At 67.5% G+C, this 15,766-nt stretch carries 16 protein-coding genes; 5 read left to right on the forward strand and 11 right to left on the reverse strand.

Annotated elements, in window-relative coordinates; translation table 11 throughout:
• Positions 1-195 precede the first annotated feature (195 nt).
• Complete coding sequence (locus tag N7I30_RS06820; RefSeq protein ID WP_035694448.1) at positions 196-576, forward strand: DoxX family protein; 381 nt, start codon at positions 196-198, stop codon at positions 574-576.
• 113 nt (positions 577-689) lie between these two features.
• The gene (locus N7I30_RS06825; RefSeq protein WP_498637647.1) at positions 690-980 is read left to right on the forward strand and encodes a hypothetical protein; all 291 of its coding nucleotides are present in this window, start codon (positions 690-692) and stop codon (positions 978-980) included.
• A 59-nt stretch (positions 981-1,039) separates the two neighbouring features.
• Here N7I30_RS06825 and hisG read toward each other — a convergent pair whose 3' ends face one another.
• From hisG to N7I30_RS06860, 7 genes are all read right to left on the reverse strand, one after another.
• Positions 1,040-1,741 carry an ATP phosphoribosyltransferase gene (hisG, locus tag N7I30_RS06830; RefSeq protein WP_024349271.1) on the reverse strand — a complete coding sequence of 234 codons (702 nt, stop codon included), beginning with the start codon at positions 1,739-1,741 and terminating at the stop codon, positions 1,040-1,042.
• Positions 1,738-2,883 carry an ATP phosphoribosyltransferase regulatory subunit gene (locus N7I30_RS06835; RefSeq protein ID WP_498637649.1) on the reverse strand — a complete coding sequence of 382 codons (1,146 nt, stop codon included), beginning with the start codon at positions 2,881-2,883 and terminating at the stop codon, positions 1,738-1,740. Before N7I30_RS06835 ends, hisG begins: the two co-directional genes overlap by 4 nt.
• A 4-nt stretch (positions 2,884-2,887) precedes the next feature.
• Entirely contained in the window at positions 2,888-4,450 is a 1,563-nt protein-coding gene (gene hisS / locus N7I30_RS06840; RefSeq protein ID WP_498637651.1) for a histidine--tRNA ligase, read from the reverse strand.
• A 409-nt stretch (positions 4,451-4,859) separates the two neighbouring features.
• Positions 4,860-5,147 (reverse strand): GIY-YIG nuclease family protein, encoded by a 288-nt coding sequence (locus N7I30_RS06845; protein WP_024349275.1) that lies wholly within the window; start codon positions 5,145-5,147, stop codon positions 4,860-4,862.
• Positions 5,148-5,469: 322 nt separating this feature from the next.
• Positions 5,470-5,757 (reverse strand): GIY-YIG nuclease family protein, encoded by a 288-nt coding sequence (locus N7I30_RS06850; RefSeq protein WP_498637653.1) that lies wholly within the window; start codon positions 5,755-5,757, stop codon positions 5,470-5,472.
• Positions 5,758-6,114: 357 nt separating this feature from the next.
• The gene (locus tag N7I30_RS06855; protein WP_498637655.1) at positions 6,115-6,771 is read right to left on the reverse strand and encodes a DNA-3-methyladenine glycosylase I; all 657 of its coding nucleotides are present in this window, start codon (positions 6,769-6,771) and stop codon (positions 6,115-6,117) included.
• A 65-nt stretch (positions 6,772-6,836) separates the two neighbouring features.
• Positions 6,837-7,031: a hypothetical protein gene (locus tag N7I30_RS06860; RefSeq protein WP_024349277.1), complete on the reverse strand. Its 195-nt coding sequence runs from the start codon at positions 7,029-7,031 to the stop codon at positions 6,837-6,839.
• Positions 7,032-7,458: 427 nt separating this feature from the next.
• On the opposite strand from N7I30_RS06860, the gene N7I30_RS06865 reads away from it, so the two are divergent.
• On the forward strand, positions 7,459-8,322 hold the full coding sequence (locus tag N7I30_RS06865) for a L,D-transpeptidase (protein WP_498637656.1): 864 nt from the start codon (positions 7,459-7,461) through the stop codon (positions 8,320-8,322).
• A 148-nt stretch (positions 8,323-8,470) separates the two neighbouring features.
• Entirely contained in the window at positions 8,471-9,205 is a 735-nt protein-coding gene (locus N7I30_RS06870) for a L,D-transpeptidase (protein WP_228238449.1), read from the forward strand.
• Between the two features lie 65 nt (positions 9,206-9,270).
• Here the strand turns inward: N7I30_RS06870 and glcF are convergent, their stop codons facing one another.
• From glcF to N7I30_RS06890, 4 genes are all read right to left on the reverse strand, one after another.
• Positions 9,271-10,614: a glycolate oxidase subunit GlcF gene (glcF, locus tag N7I30_RS06875; RefSeq protein WP_498637658.1), complete on the reverse strand. Its 1,344-nt coding sequence runs from the start codon at positions 10,612-10,614 to the stop codon at positions 9,271-9,273.
• Between the two features lie 63 nt (positions 10,615-10,677).
• Complete coding sequence (gene glcE, locus N7I30_RS06880) at positions 10,678-11,919, reverse strand: glycolate oxidase subunit GlcE (protein ID WP_498637660.1); 1,242 nt, start codon at positions 11,917-11,919, stop codon at positions 10,678-10,680.
• Between the two features lie 2 nt (positions 11,920-11,921).
• The gene (locus N7I30_RS06885; RefSeq protein WP_187392085.1) at positions 11,922-13,415 is read right to left on the reverse strand and encodes an FAD-linked oxidase C-terminal domain-containing protein; all 1,494 of its coding nucleotides are present in this window, start codon (positions 13,413-13,415) and stop codon (positions 11,922-11,924) included.
• 79 nt (positions 13,416-13,494) lie between these two features.
• Positions 13,495-14,793, reverse strand: coding sequence for a DUF3422 family protein (locus N7I30_RS06890; protein ID WP_009208277.1), 1,299 nt, complete (start codon positions 14,791-14,793; stop codon positions 13,495-13,497).
• On the opposite strand from N7I30_RS06890, the gene N7I30_RS06895 reads away from it, so the two are divergent.
• Entirely contained in the window at positions 14,783-15,733 is a 951-nt protein-coding gene (locus N7I30_RS06895; protein ID WP_498637662.1) for a (Fe-S)-binding protein, read from the forward strand. The genes N7I30_RS06890 and N7I30_RS06895 overlap by 11 nt on opposite strands.
• Positions 15,734-15,766: the final 33 nt, after the last annotated feature.

A 15,766-nucleotide genomic window follows, 5' to 3' on the forward strand; every position in this document is an offset into this window, starting at 1 on the left:
CAGACGGCGACGATCGATGCCTGCCTATCGGTCGTCGCCACCAGAACTGCGATTGTATCGTTTTTGGTTGACGAATTGTCGGCGCCGGGCCGGGATGCAAGTTCCGGCGCGGCAGTTTACCTGTGCAACGGTTCAACCGACAAAGGCACTGCGGAACACCATCCACCGCAACGACGCCGCCCTGGAGACATCGCCATGAACGCCAATCTCATCCTTCTCGGCAGGGTTCTCCTGTCGATCATCTTCATCCTGTCAGGCTTCGGCAAGCTCGCCGGTGCCGCAGGCTTCTCGGGCTATCTGTCCAGCCTCGGCGTGCCCGCACCGCTCGTGATGGCCTATGTCGTCGGCGCCTTCGAGCTTCTGGCCGGCATCGCGGTCCTCGTCGGCTTCCAGACGCGGGCCGTGGCCATCGCGCTGGCCGCCTTCTGCGTCGCCACCGGTCTCCTCGCCCATATCGACGACCAGACCGCGCTGCTCAAGAACATCGCCCTCGCCGGCGGCTTCCTCGCCCTTGCCGGTGCAGGTGCCGGAGCGCTGGCCGTCGACAAGCCGAAGCGCGAAAGCCGCTACGCCTGATGGGCCCAAAGGTCTGAAGAACACTTCAGCCGCTCCGGTCGCAAACGCGCCGGGGCGGCTTTTTCGTGTGCGCTTCCCCGAACCGCACCCCCCTCCAAACCGACATCCGCCGAATGTGGATTCCTTTACGTCAGTTCTGTTGCCTTATCGAATTTTCTTCTTATAGCATCGCGGCGCGTGAGATTCGCCACGTGACGCCGGCCAGCAGGTTCGATGGGGGAAATATGACGGAACGTGTCAGTATCAATTCCGGCCAGGTCAGCCGGGAATACGTCGCCTGGATGTTGATGGAAAAGGTCATCCATTCGGAGGCCGACATCAGACGCAACAGTCCTGACCGGAAATATGTTCTCGATCTCTTCGTCGAATGCCTGCAGGCGACGGGCGGCCACAGACCCGGATAGTCCTGAGCAGAACAGACCGCCGCTTCCCCACCGGGAGCGACGGTGCCACCGGGCTGATGTCAGTCCGGCGCCGAACCGAACCGGGCGGCAAGGGCGTCCGCCTCGGCCACATCCTGCCGGTCGCGCGCAACCAGCGAGCGGATCAGGCAGGCCTGCGACCGCAAAATCACCCCATCGGACAGGATCTTGAGATGGTTCGCGGTCAGGGTGGAGCCGGTCGAGGTGATGTCGACGATGACATCCGCCGAGCCGGCCGCCGGCGTGCCCTCGGTCGCACCGAGGCTTTCCACGATGCGGTAGCTCTGGATCCCGTTGCGCCGCGTGAAGAAGCTCTGGGTCAGCCGCCAGTATTTCGTCGCCACCCGCAGGCGGCGCCCGTGGCGGGCACGATAGCCGCCGGCCACGTCGTTCAGGTCTTCCATCGTCTCCACGTCGACCCAGGCATCGGGCACGGCCACCACCACGTCGGCATGACCGAAGCCGAGGCGGGCGACCGTTTCCACCATTTGGTCGGGCTCTGCGATGGTCTCGCGGATCAGATCCTCGCCGGTGATGCCGAAATCGATCGCTCCGTCGCGCAGTTCGCGAGCAATCTCCGAGGCCGACAGCAGCAGCACTTCCAGTCCCGGCGCGCCGGTGACGCTGGTGCGGTAGCTGCGCGAATCCTCGGCCGACGCCACATGGATGCCGGCCCCGGCCAGCGCCGCGACGGCCTTGTCCTTCAACCGCCCCTTGGACGGGATCGCGAGGGTGAGCGTCATGCCGCGTCTCCCGTCCGGCTGGCGATGCGGTCGAGCCAGAGCGAAAAGCCGACGGCCGGCACGGGCCGCTCGGCGCCCAGTATGCTCAACAGCCGGTCATAGCGCCCGCCGCCCGCCAGCGGCTCGTTGGAACCCTTGCGGCGCGCCTCGAAGACGAGGCCGGTGTAATAGTCGATCGGCCGACCGAAGGCCGCCCGATAGCGCACCGCGGCGAGATCGACGCCGGCCGCCCGCAGCGCGAGATTGCGGGTCTCGAAGAAGGTCAGCGCCCGGCCGAGATCGAGCCCGGCCGCGCCGGCGAGATCGCCGATGACCGTGCCGGCCTCCGACAGGGGCGCGTCGATGGCCAGGAACCGGCGCAGAAGCTGCAGCGAGCCCTCGCTGAGCCGGGCTTCGGCAATCGCCACCTTCTCGATCAGCCGCGCCGCGACCTCGCCCGGCGAGCGCCCGGAATGGGGCGGCAGTCCCGCCTCCTCCATGCGTTCGCGGATCCTGAAGGTCAGCGCGCCCTGCTCGCCGAGACGGGCGAGTTCGGCAAACTCCGGGTCGAGCGTATCCAGCGCGCCGCTGCCGCCACGCGCCAGCGCAGCGAGCGCCGCTTCCAGCTGATCGTCATGACCGAAGGTGCGCACCAGCCGGCGCTGCCAGCCTTCCGGAAGGCCCAGCGCCCGCAGGAACGCCTCGAATAGGCCCTGGTCGCCGAGAACGAGATCGAGCTCTCTGGCTTGGAGACCGCAGGTCTCAAGCCCCGCCAGAGCGTCGGCCAGCGCCCGCGCATCGGCCGTCGCGGCGTTCTCCTCGCCCAGGTCCTCGATCCCGGCCTGGTAGAACTCGCCCGGCCCGGTCGGCCGCTGACGGAACACCAGCCCGGCATAGCTGTAGCGGCGCGGCAGCGTCGCGCCGTGGCCGACATGGTCGCGGCAGACGGGGATGGTGAAATCGGGCCGCAGGCACAGGGTCTCGCCGGCCTCGCCGCGGGTCAGGAAAATACGCCGGCGCAGCGCCTCGCCTGCCGTGTCGAGATAGGGATCGGCCGGCTGGATGATCGGCACGTCGACGCGCGCCGCGCCGCGGGCGGCGAACAGCGCGCCGAGCTCGGCTTCGTAGGGCGCGCCCGTTCCGGCGCGGGTCTCGGCGCTCACGGTCTCAGGCTCCGTTGCCGGCATCGCCGCCGGAACGGCCGTTCTGGCGCGCCAGGATCGCCTTCACGGCCGCGACCATGTCGGCCTCGTCGACCATTTCCTGACCGGCCCGCGCCTCGCGCCATTCGGCATTGTCGGTGATCTCGGCGGACAGTTCCTTGCCGAGCGCCAGATCCTTGACCTGCACCTTGCCGGCCGCCTTCTCGTCGCCGCCCTGGATGACCACCACCGGGGCATTGCGCCGGTCGGCATATTGCAGCTGCTTGCCGAACTGCTTGGGGTTGCCCTGGAACACCTCGACCGGCACCGGCGTCGCCGTCGGATTGCCGTTCGCGTCGGTGTTCAGCGCCGCGCGCAGCGTCGTCGCCATCGCCTGGTAGTCGGCCATGCGGTCGCGGTCCATCACGGTGACCACCACCGGCCCGGTCCGCTCGGCGGCATCGAGGCGGCCGAGATTCTTCAGCGCCGTCATCAGCCGGGAAACGCCGATGGAAAAGCCCGTCGCCGGCACCGGCTGGCTCATGAAGCGCGACACCAGCCCGTCATAGCGCCCGCCGCCGCCGACCGAGCCGAACTGGACCTTCTGGCCCTTCTCGTTGGTGACGTCGAACAGCAGCTCCGCCTCGAAGACCGGCCCGGTATAGTATTCAAGGCCGCGGACGACGGAAGGATCGATCGAAACCCGGCCCAGATAGCCCGCACCGTCCAGATACGCCTGGATATCGTTCAGTTCGGCAATGCCCTCGCCCATCCGTCCTTCGGCGGCCTGGCCGGGGAATATGCCGGCGAGCTCGTCGATCTTCGATGCGCCGACAAAGCCGAGGATCTTTCCCGTCTGCGCGTCGTCCAGCCCGGCGCCCGGCGTGAAATCGCCCTCGCCTTCCTGCCCGCCGTCCCAGCGTCCCTTGCCGAGCAGCAGCTTGACGCCATCGGGGCCGAACTTGTCCAGCTTGTCGATCGCCCGCAGCACGGTCAGGCGGCGGCCGGCATTCTCGTCGCCGCCAAGGCCGATCGCCTCGAGAACGCCGTCGAGCACCTTCCGGTTGTTGACGCGGATGACATACTGGCCGCGCGGGATGCCCAGCGCCTCCATCGTGTCGGCCATCATCATCGCCATCTCGGCATCGGCCGACACGTTCGGCGCGCCGACGATGTCGGCGTCGAACTGCATGAACTGGCGGAAGCGGCCCGGCCCCGGCTTTTCGTTGCGGAAGACATAGCCGGCGCGGTAGCTGCGATAGGGCTTGGGCAGGCTCTCGTAATTCTCCGCCACATAGCGGGCGAGCGGCGCCGTCAGATCGTAGCGCAGGCTCATCCACGCCTCGTCGTCGTCCTGCAGCGAGAACACGCCGGCATTCGGCCGGTCGGCATCCGGCAAGAACTTGCCCAGCGCGTCGGTATATTCGAACACCGGCGTCTCCACCGGCTCGAAGCCGTAGGTCTCGTAGACCCGGCGGATCTTCGCCAGCATGGCATCCTGGGCGCGCAGATCGCTGGCGTCGCGATCGACGAAGCCGCGCGGCACCCGTGCCTGGACCCTCGACGGTTTCTTCTTCTTGTCGGCCATGAATGCGCTGCGTCCAAACGGTTTGACGGGCGCTCAGATGCACCCTTTCCTGCGGGCGATCCCCTACCCCGTGCGCCCGATTTCGGCAAGGCAAGGCGGTTTTGCAAGGCGCGTGGTGGCGGCGTGCACAGCGAGGGGCGTAAACGCGGCCAACGACGCAGCTGAGATGCAGATCGGAGGGGTGGTCGGCAGCGTCAACGATTTGGCATGGGTCCTCGGGTCAAGCCCGAGGATGACGCCGAGAGGGAACGCTGCGGCCAGTCGCAGAAACAGCGGCATCCGGAGATCACGGCCGCCTCTGGAGGAAAGCGAAAACCTCCAACAAGGTCGTCATCCTCGGGCTTGACCCGAGGACCCATGCCTCGACGCAGCAACCTCCGCTCCGGTGACGATACCCCCGCGCAACACCTCACCACCCCATACCGCGATAGAGTTCGTTCCACTCCGGGTTCATTGCCTCGATCAGGTCGATCTTCCATTGCCGCCGCCAGCGTTTCAGCGATTTCTCCCGCTGGATCGCGCTGCCGATGTCGACATGATCTTCGTACCAGACCAGCCGCGTCACCCCATGAGCCTTCACGAAACCCCGGGTCAGGCCGCTCTTGTGCTCGTACACCCGTCGCGACAGGTCCGACGTGACGCCGATATAGAGCGTGCCGTTCTTCTGCGACGCCATGATGTAGACGGTGCCGGCCATGGGTGGAGCGTTGATGGTCGCGGTGGCGGCGTCAAGCGGGGGGATGTGTTCTGAGACGTATGTGGCAGCGGAACCGGCTTGGCATGGGTCCTCGGGTCAAGCCCGAGGATGACGACCTTGTTGGAGGTCTTCGCTACACTCCCAGCGGCTGTGGACTGTTTCAGCGCCTGCGGGCCTTTCGATGCCCCGGCCCCGGCGACTGCGCAGACGGTGGCGATTGGCGGCAAAGCTCAAATCTCGGCGTCATCCTCGGGCTTGCCCCGAGGACCCATGCCTCGGCGCCGCAACCGCCGCTCCGGTGCCGATACCCCCGCGCAACGCCTCACCACCCCATGCCACGATAGAGTTCGATCCACTCCGGGTTCATCGCCTCGATCAGGTCGATCTTCCATTGCCGCCGCCAGCGCTTGAGGGATTTCTCCCGCTGGATGGCACTGCCGATGTCGACATGGTCTTCGTACCAGACCAGCCGCGTCACCCCATGGGCCTTTACGAAGCCTTTGGTCAGGCCGCTCTTGTGCTCGTACACACGTCGCGACAGGTCCGACGTGACGCCGATATAGAGCGTGCCGTTCTTCTGCGACGCCATGATGTAGACGGTGCCGGCCATCGGTGGAGCGTCGATGGTCGCGGTGGCGGCGTCAAGCGGGGGTGTATTCTGAGGCGTGTGTGGCGGCGGAACCGGCTTGGCATGGGTCCTCGGGTCAAGCCCGAGGATGACGCCGAGAAGGAACGTTGCGGCCAGTCGCAGAAACCGCGGCATCCAGAGACCACGGCCGCCTCTGGAGTAAAGCGAAAACCTCCAACAAGGTCGTCATCCTCGGGCTTGACCCGAGGACCCATGCCTCAGCGCCGCAACCGCCGCTCCGGTGACGATCATCGTTTACCCCAGCCTCGTCACGATGCTGCGGCCGAACACCGACACTCCGGCCGCGATCATCACCAACACGGACGCATGATGTACCCCTCACCCCGGCGGCGTGAACGCGTCCCGCGCCGCTGCGCAATCGTCGCGCATGCAGCAGCCGTCGATGTGGTCGTTGACGAAGCCCAGCGACTGCATGAAGGCGTAGACGGTAGTCGGGCCGACAAAGGTGAAGCCGGCCTTCTTCAGGGCCTTCGACAGGCGCGTCGAGGCGGGGGTGACAGGGTTGGCGCGCAGCCATTCGGCGGTCACCATCGCCGGCCGCTCGTCCGCATCCGGCGCGTGGCCCCATAGGAAGCGTGCCAGCGAGCCGTGCTCGGCGCGCAGCGCATTGGCGCGGCGGGCATTGTTGATCGCCGAGACGATCTTGCCGCGATGCCGGATGATGCGGGCGTCGAGGACGATCCGCTCGACGTCCGCCTCGTCCATCGCCGCCACCCGCGCGATCGTGTAGCCGTGGAACAGTTCGCGAAAGGCCTCGCGCTTGCGCAGGATGGTCAGCCAGGAGAGCCCCGCCTGAAACCCTTCCAGGCAGAGCTTTTCATAGAGCCGGTCGTCGTCGGCGGTCGGCCGGCCCCATTCCTCGTCATGGTAGCGACGATAGAGCTCGTCGCCGCCGTGCCAGGCGCAGCGCAGCAGGCCGTCCGGGCCGCGGATCAGGCCGTCCGGCGGCGGCGCGTCGTGCATCGATGGGTCCATGGCGCAGTTTTCGCAGGCGCCCGTCGAAGTGGCAAGCTACCGTAGCGATGCGCCGCCTGCCGGCCTCAGGCGTTGGTCGAGCGGCCCGACGCGCAGCGATAGCGCTTCAAATGCCATTTCGGCCGCGCCTTCAGATGTTCGACGGCGGCAGCCTGGCCGAACAGGGCGCATTGCATGATGGAACCGTCGAAGGCGACCTGCTCGGGGCGGCAGTCGGCGGGGGCGGAGTTGAGGCAGACGATCAGGGTCAGAGCGATCATGGCAGGGCTCCTATGGCCGGTCCAGCGGCCATGGCGAAGGGGTTGCGATCGCAGCCTTGTGCGACCGGTTCATGCCATTGCGTGCGTTCGTCCCGCATCCGGGTTCTGGTGCCCGTCATGGCGCCTTTGGACGCCGGGATCGAATCTAGCAATTATGCTGCATTGCACAATGCCTGAAATTCCAGCGTGCGCTTTAATTCGGCACAGTGTGGCAGGCGTGCTGCATCTACGCCGAGCACCGCGCCGCGGCAGGCCCTACACGCGCCCTTAACCACGCCCCGAAACCGCTGCTTAACCTTATGAAACTGTTTCCGTTTTCGAGGGTGTTTCGGACCGGCGCGTTTACCATTCCCTTGCCCTTTGCAGCGAGGCTCGGTGTCGAGGCGGCAGGCGCAAGCCGGCCCCGATCCGGCAATCGAGGGACATCATGGCGATACCGATATCCGCCCGGCGCGCACTTGTCGGCCTGCTGGCGATTCTGGCCTGCCCCGCGGCGAGCGAGGCGCAGGAGCGATACCGCAGCCTGCCGCCGGTCGAGATCGCGCCCGATCTGGCCGACCGCTGGCTCCTGCAATTGTCGCCGGGTGACGGCGTCGCTCGCAGTTACCAGCGGGCCGCCGCGTCAGGTGTCGTCCTCGGCGGCCGCCGCGGCGCTGCAGCACCCTCGACCGGCGCCCGCGTCGTCGTGCGTCCTGGCTACGCCCAGCAGCGCGTCCGCGGCCAGGCGCCCGGCGTGCGGCCCGGCTATCTGCCCGGAACGCGCAGCGCCGCACCGGTGACCGGACATCAGCAGGTTGCGCTGGCGACCCGCAATCTTCCCGCCCCGAACGCCGTCGACCCGCAATTCCTGCCCCAGACCGTGCCCTACAACGGCCGCGAGCCGGCCGGCACCATCGTCGTCGATACCAGGGCGAAGTTCCTCTACCATGTCGGCCGCGACGGCACGGCGCGCCGCTACGGCGTCGGCGTCGGCAAGCCCGGCTTCGGCTGGAAGGGCCGGCATCCGATCACCCGCAAGGCCGAATGGCCGAGCTGGACGCCGCCCAAGGCGATGATCGCCCGCGAACGCAAGAAGGGGCGGATACTGCCGGCTCACATGAAGGGCGGCGAAGCCAACCCGCTGGGCGCCCGCGCGCTCTATCTCGGCTCCACGCTCTACCGGATCCACGGCACTAACCAGCCCTGGACGATCGGCCGCGCAGTGTCCTCGGGCTGCATCCGCATGCGCAACCAGGACGTGATGGATCTCTACGAACGGGTGAAGGTCGGAACCAGGGTCGTTGTGCTCTAACGGCAACAGCCCCGACTTTCCTCAACGGAATGCGGAACTCGATGCGACCAACGCGGCGAGAATGCGTTCAAACCATGGCACAATGACGACAACGAGGCGCGGGACACGGTGGGCTTTGCTCCGCCCCGCCAAACGAGAGGAGCCTCCCATGCAGAACTGGACACGATGGGCCGGAGCCGGCCTGACGGCGATCATGGCCCTGGCGGTGACCGGACAGGCCAGCGCCGAAGACGTGCGCCGCTACGACCACGCGACCAACAAATGGGTGACGGTCAGCGCCGAGCGCGTTGCCGCCCGCACGCAGCACCGGGCCCTCGCCCAGCGCGGCCCGGCGGCCCAGTATCATCGCCGGCAGGTGCGTATCGAGACGCGTGAGAAGCCGGGCACCATCATCGTCGATTCCCAGCGCAAATATCTCTACTTCGTCGAAGGCAACGGCATGGCGACGCGCTACGGCGTCGGCGTCGGCCGCGAAGGCTTCGGCTGGTCGGGTCGGATGAGCGTCGGCCGCAAGGCCGAGTGGCCGGGCTGGACGCCGCCGCCGTCGATGATCAAGCGCGAGCGCGCCAAGGGCCGCATCCTGCCGGCCCACATGAAGGGTGGCCCGGCCAACCCGCTGGGCGCGCGGGCGATGTATCTGTATCGCGGCGGTCGCGATTCGCTGTTCCGGATCCACGGCACCAACCAGCCCTGGACCATCGGCCAGAACATGTCCTCGGGCTGCATCCGCATGATGAACCAGGACGTCGAGCACCTGTATGAGCGCGTGCCGAACGGCACCAAGGTCATCGTCATCGGCCCCAGCGGACAGGGCCCGAAGAACGTCTATACCGAAGTCGGCGTCGTGCGTGAAAACGTCATCGCCTCGATCTTCGGCGGCTGAGCCCAGCGCCCGGTCGCTTCGACATCACGGCCCGCCGGCAACGGCGGGCCGTTTTGCGTTGGGGGTTACTCCGCCGCGACGAGGCCGGGCTCGCCGCGGGGTCGGACTGCGGCAAGGCTCGCCGGCCTCTCGCCGCCAAAGGCCCAGTCCAGCAATTCGATCGTGTGCAGGATCGGAATGCCGGTGCCCGAGCCGATCTGCGTCATGCAGCCGATATTGCCGGTGGCGATCGCCTGCGGCGCGATGCTCGCGATGTTCTTGACCTTGCGGTCGCGCAGGGTGGCGGCGATCTCGGGCTGCAGGATGTTGTAGGTGCCGGCCGAGCCGCAGCAGATGTGGCCTTCGGGCACGTCGCGAACGGTGAAGCCGGCCTGCGCCAGGAGCACTTTCGGGGCTTTCGTGATCTTCTGGCCGTGCTGCATCGAGCAGGCCGAGTGATAGGCCACCACCAGATCGGTCGCGTTGACCGGCAGCGGCAGTTCCAGCTCGGAGAGGAACTCGGTGACGTCCTTGGCCAGCCCTGAGACCCGTGCCGCCTTCTCGGCATAGGCCGGGTCTAGCCGCAGCATGTGGCCGTAATCCTTGATCGTCGTGCCGCAGCCCGATGCGGTGATGATGATCGCGTCGAGGCCGTCGGCGTCTGCCGTTCGCGACCAGACGTCGATGTTGCGGCGGGCGAAATCCAGTGCCGGCTCTTCCTGGCCCATGTGATGGACCAGGGCGCCGCAGCAGCCCTCGCCCTCCGGCACCACCACCTCGACGCCGAGCCGGTTCAGAAGCCGCACCGTCGCCTCGTTGATCTTCGGATCGAGCACCGACTGGGCGCAGCCGCGCAGCAGCGCCACCCGCTTCTTCCGCGGCCCCTCGGCCGGCCGCACGCCCGGCGCGTTGACCGGCGACTTCGCCGGCACGGCGCCCGGCGCCAGCTTCAACATCGCGGCCAGCGGCTTCAGCGGCTTGATCGCATCGAACAGCCCGGCGAAGGGCCGGCCGATGCGCGCCATGACGAGGCTCGCGCGGAACCGCTCGGGATAGGGCAGCGTCATCGCCAGGATCCGGCGGATCATCCGGTCGGCCAGCGGCCGCTCATAGGTCCGCTCGATATGGGCGCGGGCATGATCGACGAGATGCATGTAGTTCACGCCCGACGGGCAGGTCGTCATGCAGGCGAGGCACGACAGGCAGCGGTCGATATGGGTGACGGTCTTCTCGTCGGCCGGCCGGTCGTTCTCCAGCATCTCCTTGATCAGGTAGATGCGCCCGCGCGGGCTGTCGAGCTCGTTGCCGAGGGTGACATAGGTCGGGCAGGTCGCGGTGCAGAAGCCGCAATGCACGCATTTGCGGATGATCTGCTCGGAATGCGCGGTCTCGGGGTCGGCGAGCTGCGCGGGGGAGAAGGTGGTTTGCAAAGGTCTGGCCCATGAAAGAGTCTGGAAACGTCATCGATGCGAACCGCCGGCGCGGCAGCCCGCCTAGCCCATCCGCCCGGGATTGAGCACGCCGGCGGGGTCGAACTGCTGCTTCAGCCGGCTGGCGAGGCCCGCCAGCGGTCCCGGCTGCGGCTGGAAGACGGCGGTCGCCGCCCGCACGCTTTCGGCCGCGCGCACCAGCGTCGCATGGCCGCCGCCGAAGCGCCGAATCGTCTCGCGCACCAGCTCGGCCTCCGGCTCGCCTTCCATGCGCAGCCAGACAAGACCGCCCTGCCAGTCGTAGAAGGCGTCGATCGCTGCCTGCATGCGCAGGCTCATGACGATCTCGTGGCCGCGGGTCGGGGTGACGGACAGGCGCCAGACCGGCTTGTCGGTGCCGTCGACGAAAGGCCGGATATCGCGCACGTCGCGCCAGACGGCGCGCGATGCCTCGCCCTCCAGATGCTCGACCTTCCCGACCTTCTCCAGCGCGGCGCTGAGATAGGCCGAACGCGCCGCGACCGACGGGCCGAAGCCTTCCAGCCGGATCAGCGTTGCCGCGTCGTTGCCGAGATGGCCGTCGGCGACGCGCGAGGCGACATACATCGGCAGATGCGCCGCGCCCGAGGCCTCCGCCGACGAGCCCATCGCCGCCGCCATGGCGCCGGTCGCCGCGTCGTCGGCGAGACCGCGCAGCACGATCGTCGTCTCGGTCTCGGTCTTCGGCAGGACCTTCAGCGTCACGTCGGTCATCACCGCCAGCGTGCCGAAGGAGCCGGTGAGCCCCTTGGAGAGATCGTAGCCGGTGACGTTCTTCACCACCCGGCCGCCGGACTTGAACATCTCACCACGGCCCGAGACCGCATGGACGCCGAGAATATGATCGCGGGCCGCGCCGTGCTTCAGCCGCCGCGGCCCGGCGAGATTGCAGGCGACGACGCCGCCGATCGTGCCGAGGCCCGGCTCCAGCCCATGCAGCGGACCGTAGTCGAGCGGCTCGAATTCCAGGCGCTGGCCGGCCTCGTCCAGAAGCCTCTCGATCTCGGCGATGGGCGTGCCGACGCGTGCCGACAGGACCAGCTCTTCGGGTTCGTACAGGGTCACGCCGGCCATGGCCGACAGCGACAGGGTGCGCGCCGCCTGCACCGGCCGTCCAAGACCGCGCTTGGAGCCGGTGCCCTCGACCGCCAGCGGCTCTTCCTGCGACACCGCCGCCGCGACGATGTCGCGGAGCTGGATTGCGGTCTCGGGGCGCAGGATGGACGCGGCGGGGCCGGCCGCGCCGGTCGAACGCAACTCGCTCATGGTCAGAACCTCGGCAGGTCGGGAAAGGCCACCTGCCCCTTGTGGACATGCATCCGGCCGAGTTCGGCGCAGCGATGGAGCTGCGGGAAGACCTTGCCGGGATTGAGCAGATGCTTGTCGTCGAAGGCGCATTTGACCCGCTGCTGGTGGCGCAGATCGTCCTCGCTGAACATCTCCGGCATCAGGTCGCGCTTTTCCACGCCGACACCGTGCTCGCCGGTCAGGACGCCGCCGACTTCCACGCACAGGCGCAGGATGTCGTTGCCGAACTCCTCGGCCCGGTGCAGCTCGCCCTCCTTGTTGGCGTCGTAGAGGATCAGCGGATGCAGATTGCCGTCGCCGGCATGGAAGACATTGGCGACGCGCAGATCGTATTTTTCCGAGAACGCCTTCATCCCGGCCAGCACCCGCGGCAGCTCCTTGCGCGGAATGGTGCCGTCCATGCAGTAATAATCCGGCGAGATGCGGCCGACCGCCGGGAACGCCGCCTTGCGGCCCGCCCAGAACGACGCACGCTCTTCTTCCGAATTCGAGACCTTGGTGACGGTGGCGCCGTTGGCGTCGGCAATTGCCGCAACCTCGGCCAGGAGATGGTCGACCTCGGCGCCCGGCCCGTCGAGCTCGACGATCAGCAGCGCCTCGACGTCGCGGGGATAGCCGGCATGGACGAAATCTTCCGCCGCATGGATGGCCGGCCGGTCCATCATCTCCATACCCGCCGGTATGATGCCCTTGGCGATGATCGCGGCCACGCACTCGCCGGCCTGTTCGGAGGTGGGAAAGCCGATCAGCACCGCCCGCGCGGTCTCCGGCTTCTGCAGGATGCGGACCGTGACCTCGGTCACGACGCCGAGTAGGCCTTCCGAGCCGGTCATCAGGCCGAGGAAATCGTAGCCTTCGGCCTCCAGATGCTTGCCGCCGAGGCGCACCACCTCGCCCTCGATGGTGACGAACTCGATGCCGAGGACGTTGTTGGCGGTGAGTCCGTATTTCAGGCAGTGCACGCCGCCGGAATTCTCCGCGACATTGCCGCCGATCGAGCAGGCGATCTGCGAGGACGGATCGGGCGCGTAGTAGAACCCCTCGCCTTCCACCGCCTTGGTGATGCCGAGATTGGTCACGCCCGGCTGCACCACGGCGCAGCGATTGTCGTAGTCGATCTCCAGCACCCGGTTGAACTTCGACAGGACCAGGAGCACGCCGTCCTCGAGCGGCAGGGCGCCGCCGGACAGAGAGGTGCCGGAGCCGCGCGGCACCACCGGGATCTCGTTGGCGTGACAATATTGCAGGACACGGGCCACCTGCTCCACCGTCGACGGCAGCACGACCACCAGCGGCATCTGGCGATAGGCGGTCAGGCCGTCGGATTCGAACACGGCCATCTCGTTGGCTGCATCCACCACGCCCTCGCCCGGCACGATCGCGCGCAGGGCGTCAACGATCGACTGGCGGCGGCCGAGGATCGCCTCGGACGGCTTGGGCATCATCACGGACATCGGCTCACTCCCATTAGAGAGGCGAAACTAGGCGCCGCACGGGCCGGCGTCCACAGAAGGAACGATAGGCGTCTGCGGCTCAATGACCGTCCTCGCCGCCCTGCATGTGATGCTTGCGGATGCTGCGCACGACCAGCCAGACCCCGAGCAGCGCGATCGGCACGAAGCCGGCGACGAGCACCGTCGCGGAGACCGGCAGTCCCTGATATTCCAGCGCCTTGGCGACATAGCCGAACAGCCCGACGACGTAGTAGCCGATCGCCGCGACCGACAGGCCCTCGACGGTCTGCTGCAGCCGCAATTGCAGTCGCGCCCGCCGGTCCATGGAGGCCAGCAGGTCGCGGTTCTGGTGCTCCAGTTCCACGTCGATGCGGGTGCGCAAAAGGTTTGCGGCGCGGCTGAGCTTCTCCGACAGATTGGCCTGCCGCTCCTCGATGGCCCGGCAGGTGCGCATGGCCGGCCCCATGCGGCGCTTCAGAAAGGCACTCCAGCTCTCCTGCCCGGCGATCGGCTGCTCGCCCACGGAGGCGAGGCGCTCGCTGACGATCTCATCATAGGCCCGGCTGGCCCCGAACCGGTAGAGCACCGAGGCCGCGGAGGCCTCGACCTCGGCCGCCGCCAGGGTGATCTCCTGAAGCAGTTGCCGACTGTCCTCGTTGCCGCCCTTCATCTCCTCAGTGATCGACATCAGCCGGCTTTCGAGCGAGGCCACCATCGGCCCTACCGAATGGGCGAGCGGCAGTCCGAGCAGCGCCAGAGTGCGGTAGATCTCGACTTCCACCAGACGCATGGCGAGCGCGCCGGCGCGTTGCGGTGGCAGCCCGTCGTCCAGCACCAGCATCCGCGTCATGCCGTCGCCATCCTGGCGAAAATCCGTCGCCGCATGGGCGAGCCCGCTCTCCATGATCGAATGGCAGTAGCTGGACTTGTCGAAGCTCTCGAGCGCCGCCTGGCCGGCAGCGTCGTTCGGCCGCAACTCCAGATGGACACCCGCGATGAAGGGTCCCGGCGCCTGAAACTCGGCGCCGAAGGGATGGCCCTCGACCGGGTCGCCGAAATGTTCGGGCGGCGGCCCCTCCCAGGAATAGGTGCAGAATTCGGTGTGCCGCTCCCAGCGCAGCTTGCCCTTGCCGAAGGCGAAGGAATGGGTCCGCGCGTCCTTGGCGGGCGGCGGCACGCCGCGGCGCACCGACATTTCGGCGAGGATCGCCAGATCGCTCTCGCCGTGATCCTCGTTCATGAAGGCCAGCACCACGAGCGCCCGCGGCAGCTCGATCAGCGGAAACGGCCTGGCATGCAGTTCGCCGAGGACGGCCGCCCGGCGCGGATCGGTGGGAAAGCGGTCGAGCGACGCCTGGCGTAACGTGATGCGGCCCATCTTTTCCCCTTTGTGGTGCCGCTCTTGCTACCCGATCGGCCAAGTCCGGTCCAAGCAGGAATTGCGATTGTCGACAAACCGGCTCAGAACGTTTCCAAACTGCAACGTTGCCGACGCCGCCGCCAATGTGCGACGAAGGACGTACGAGGAGAAGCCATTGAGCGAGAATGCCGTTCGCAGCGAGACCCGTCCGCAAGTCGCGCTGTTCGTTACCTGTCTGGTCGACCTGTTCCGTCCGAGCGTCGGCTTCGCGGCCATCAAGCTTCTGGAAGAATCGGGCTGCGACGTCGTCGTCCCGACGGCCCAGACCTGCTGCGGCCAGCCCGCCTACAATTCCGGCGACCGGGGCGACACCCGCGCCATCGCCGAACAGGTGATCGCCACCTTCGAGGGCTTCGACTACGTGGTCGCCCCGTCGGGATCCTGCGGCGCCATGCTGAAGAAGCACTATCCCGAGCTCTTCGCCGGCGATGCCGAGTGGGAGGCGCGCGCCCTCGCCTTTTCCGACAAGGTGTTCGAACTCGTCAGCTTCCTGGCCGACGTGCGCGGCATGACCGGCGTCACCGCCAGGGTCGAGGGCACCGCCACCTATCATGATTCCTGCTCGGGCCTGCGCGAGCTCGGCGTCAAGGCGCAGCCGCGCATGCTGCTCGACAGCGTCGAGGGTCTGGAACTGACGGAACTGCGCGATTCGGAAGTCTGCTGCGGTTTCGGCGGCACCTTCTGCATCAAATATCCCGACGTCTCCAACGCCATCGTCACCAAGAAGGCCCGCAATGTCGGCATGACCGGCGCCGACATGCTGCTCGCCGGCGACCTCGGCTGCCTGATGAACATGGACGGCAAGCTCAAGCGCGAGAATATCGGCGTCGAGGTCCGTCACGTGGCCGAAGTCCTCGCCGGCATGACCGACGCCCCGCCGATCGGCGGCAAGCTGTGAGGCGTCAACGCCTGCAGCGAAGCGGCCGCGCAA

The organism is Aurantimonas litoralis (genome assembly GCF_026153195.1).
GTDB lineage: Bacteria > Pseudomonadota > Alphaproteobacteria > Rhizobiales > Rhizobiaceae > Aurantimonas > Aurantimonas coralicida.